At 74.1% G+C, this 3,563-nt stretch carries 2 protein-coding genes; both read left to right on the top strand.

Annotation, left to right across the window (positions count from 1 at the left end; genetic code table 11):
• Nucleotides 1-183 precede the first annotated feature (183 nt).
• Nucleotides 184-627, top strand: coding sequence for an SRPBCC family protein (locus tag RIF68_RS31010; protein WP_309054594.1), 444 nt, complete (start codon nucleotides 184-186; stop codon nucleotides 625-627).
• A 267-nt stretch (nucleotides 628-894) separates the two neighbouring features.
• Nucleotides 895-3,453: an MFS transporter gene (locus RIF68_RS31005; protein ID WP_309054593.1), complete on the top strand. Its 2,559-nt coding sequence runs from the start codon at nucleotides 895-897 to the stop codon at nucleotides 3,451-3,453.
• The last annotated feature ends 110 nt before the right edge of the window (nucleotides 3,454-3,563 follow it).

The following is a 3,563-nucleotide window of genomic DNA, read 5'->3' as shown; positions in this document are numbered from 1 at the left end:
TGCGATCGCAAGGCGGAGGAGGGAGTCCATGCGGTGGGGGCACCTCCCGGGCGAAGCCCGGGGGACATCGGCGACCGACGACAACGCGGCGAGCGTGCGTGCCAGGCGTCGCGAGCCCGGCAAGATCGGCGAGACACCCCCTAGGCGCACGTCCCCGAGGAATCACGAGCTGGAGGAAATGCGATGACGCAGGTCGAGGCCACCACGGAACGGATCGTCGCCGCCGACGCGGAGACGGTGTTCGACGCGCTGGCCGACTACAGCGGCACGCGGGCGAAGCTGCTCCCCGAGCAGTTCAGCGAGTACGAGGTACGGGAGGGCGGCGACGGCGAGGGCACGCTCGTCCACTGGAAGCTCCAGGCCACGAGCAAGCGCGTCCGTGACTGCCTCCTGGAGGTCACCGAGCCCACCGAGGGCCAGCTCGTCGAGAAGGACCGCAACTCCTCCATGGTCACCACCTGGGTCGTCACCCCCGCCGGGGAGGGCAGGTCCCGGGTCGTGGTCACCACCGTCTGGAACGGCGCCGGCGGCATCGGCGGCTTCTTCGAGCGGACCTTCGCGCCCAAGGGGCTGGCCCGGATCCACGACGCCGTGCTCGCCCGCCTCGCCGAGGAGACGGAGAAGTAACGCCCCGGGCGTTCCCCTGTACGGGTGGATTCTCCGCGCCCCCGTGCCCGTGCCGTACGTGCGTTGGGGGCGCGGAGCGCTCGACAAACGCGCTGATGAGCGCCCAAGTGCGCGGGGGCGCAAGGGCGTTCGCCGCGTCGCTCCCCACCGTCCGCCGCGCCCGCCCGACTTGCTCCCGCTTCGCGCCCGATGCGAAGAATGGCCCGGCGCAGAGGCCGTGACGAGCAGGACCGTGACGGCCGCAGGCCGTGACGAGGGGAGCAGCGCGTGGGCGGGATCACGACGGCGAAGGACGCCGGGGGTACGGGGGAGCCGGCCGGGTCCACCGCGCTCGCGGACACGGAACCGCTCCTCACGGGCGCCCCCGCCGCGCGCGACACCGGCGAGGACACGGCCCCCGCCACCGGCCGTCCCGCCGGTGGTCCCCCCGGCGGCCCCCCGCACCCCACCGGCCCCGAGCCCGCCCTCGACCCGCGCCGGGTCCGGCTCGTCTTCTGCGGCCTCATGCTCGCGCTGCTCCTCGCCGCGCTGGAGCAGATGATCGTCGCCACCGCCCTGCCCCGCATCGTCGGCGAACTCCAGGGCCTGGACCGGATGTCCTGGGCGATCACCGCCTACCTGCTGACCTCCACCATCGGCCTGCCGGTCTACGGCAAGCTCGGCGACCTCCTCGGCCGCAAGAGCGTCTTCCTCTTCGCCATCGTCGTCTTCGTCATCGGCTCAGGACTGGCCGGCTGGTCGCGCACCATGGACGAGCTGATCGCCTTCCGCGCCCTGCAGGGCGTCGGCGCCGGCGGCCTGATGATCGGCGTGCAGGCGATCATCGCCGACATCGTCCCCGCCCGGGAGCGCGGCCGGTACATGGGGCTCATCGGCGCCGCCTTCGGCCTCGCCTCCGTCGCCGGCCCGCTGCTCGGCGGCTTCTTCACCGACCACGTCTCCTGGCGCTGGTGCTTCTACTTCAACGTGCCCTTCGGGCTCCTCACCCTCGCCGTCGTCGCCACGGTCCTCAAGCTGCCGAAACCGACCGCCCGCGCCCGCTTCGATGTCCTCGGCACCCTGCTGCTCGCCGCCGCATCCACCTGCCTCGTCCTGCTGACCAGCTGGGGCGGGACCGAGTACGCCTGGGACTCCCGCGTCATCATCGGCCTCGGCTGCGGCGCCGCCGGAACCGCCCTCCTCTTCCTGGTCGTCGAGCACTTCGCGTCCGAACCCCTCATCCCCCTGCGTCTGTTCCGAGACTCCGTCTTCACCGTCACCGGTCTCGTCGGCGCCGTCATCGGCATCGCCCTCTTCGGCGCGGCCAGCTACCTGCCCACCTTCCTCCAGATGGTCGAGGGCGCCACCGCCACCGAGTCCGGGCTGCTGATGCTCCCCCTGATGGGCGGCATCGTCCTCGCCTCCGTCGTCTCGGGCCAGCTGATCACCCGCACGGGGCGCTACAGGATCTACCCGCTCGCCGGTGGCGCCGTCTCCGTCCTCGGCATGTGGCTGCTCTCCCGCATGGACGCGGACACCCCGCGCCTCACGCACAGCCTGTGGCAGGCCGTCCTCGGCACCGGCATCGGCCTGGTCATGCCGGTCCTGATCCTCGCCGTCCAGAACTCCGTCCGTCCCACCGACCTCGGCACCGCCACCAGCGCCCACAACTACTTCCGCCAGATCGGCGGCAGCGTCGGCGCCGCCGTCTTCGGCACCCTCTTCGCGTCCCGGCTCGACGACGCCCTCGGCGACCGCCTCGCCACCCTCCCCGCGCCCGCCGGCGCCGCCGGACTCCCGCCCGCCGAGTCGATCACCCCGCAGACGGTCCACACCCTGCCGCCCGCCCTGCGCGACGCCTACATCCAGGCGTACGCGGAGGCGATGCCGCGGATCTTCCTCTACCTCGTGCCGGTCCTCGTACTCGGCCTCGTCCTCGCCTTCTTCCTCAAGGAGAAACCGCTGGTGTCCCACCACAGCCCCGCCACCGAGGCCCGCACCGACTCCTTCGCCGACACCGCGGCCCAGGCGGTCCCGCACGCCCGGCACGCCGCGTCCCCGGCCGGCCACGCCGCCCCGCCCCCGCACTCGGGCGTCCCCGTCTGCGGCGCCGTCCAGCACCACGACGGCAGCCGCGTGCCCCGGGCCGCGCTCACCCTCATCGACGTGCAGGGCCGCCAGATCGGGCGCGGGGCGAGCGGCGAGGACGGCCGGTACGCGCTGAGCGTCCCCGGCCCCGGCCCGTACGTGCTGATCGCCGCCGCCGGCGGCCACCAGCCGCAGGCCGTCTCCGTGACCGTCGGCGACCGGCCGGTCGAGCTCGACGTCGTCCTCGGCGGCGCGGGCCGGCTCGCCGGCACCGTCCTCACCGCCGACGGCACCCCCGTCCGGGACGCGGCCGTCACCCTCACCGACGTGCGCGGGGAGGTCGTCGCCTCCACGCGCAGCGGACGCGAGGGCGGCTACGTGATCGGCGAACTGGTCGCCGGCGAGTACACCCTCGCCGCCAGCGCCCCCGCCTTCCGGCCCGCCGCCCTCCCGGTGAGCGTGCAGTCCTCCCGCGAGACCCGCCAGGACATCGAACTGGCCGGCGGGGCGGTGCTGCGCGGCACGGTACGGGCCGGCGGCGGACGCCCCGTGGAGGACGCCCGGGTGACCCTGCTCGACGCGGCCGGGAACGTCGTCGACACCCTCACCACCGGCCCCGACGGCACCTTCCGTTTCGTGGACCTGTCCTCGGGCGAGTACACGGTCATCGCCGCCGGCTACCCGCCGGTCGCCACCGTCCTCCAGGTGGCCGGCGGCGGCCGCACGGAACGCGATCTCCAGCTCGGCCACCACGACTGAGCCGGGCGGCCCGGGGGACCGGCGCCGGGTTCAGGAGGAGGCGGTCGTCGCCCTGCGCAGCGCGCTGATGCAGGAGCCGATCGCCTCCTGGAGGGCTTCGAGGCGCTGGA

Source organism: Streptomyces sp. (assembly GCF_031178505.1).
In the GTDB taxonomy this organism is placed as follows: Bacteria; Actinomycetota; Actinomycetes; order Streptomycetales; family Streptomycetaceae; genus Streptomyces; species Streptomyces gulbargensis.
The sequence above is the reverse complement of the archived record's forward strand: the minus strand, read 5'-3'. Positions and strand labels throughout refer to the sequence as shown.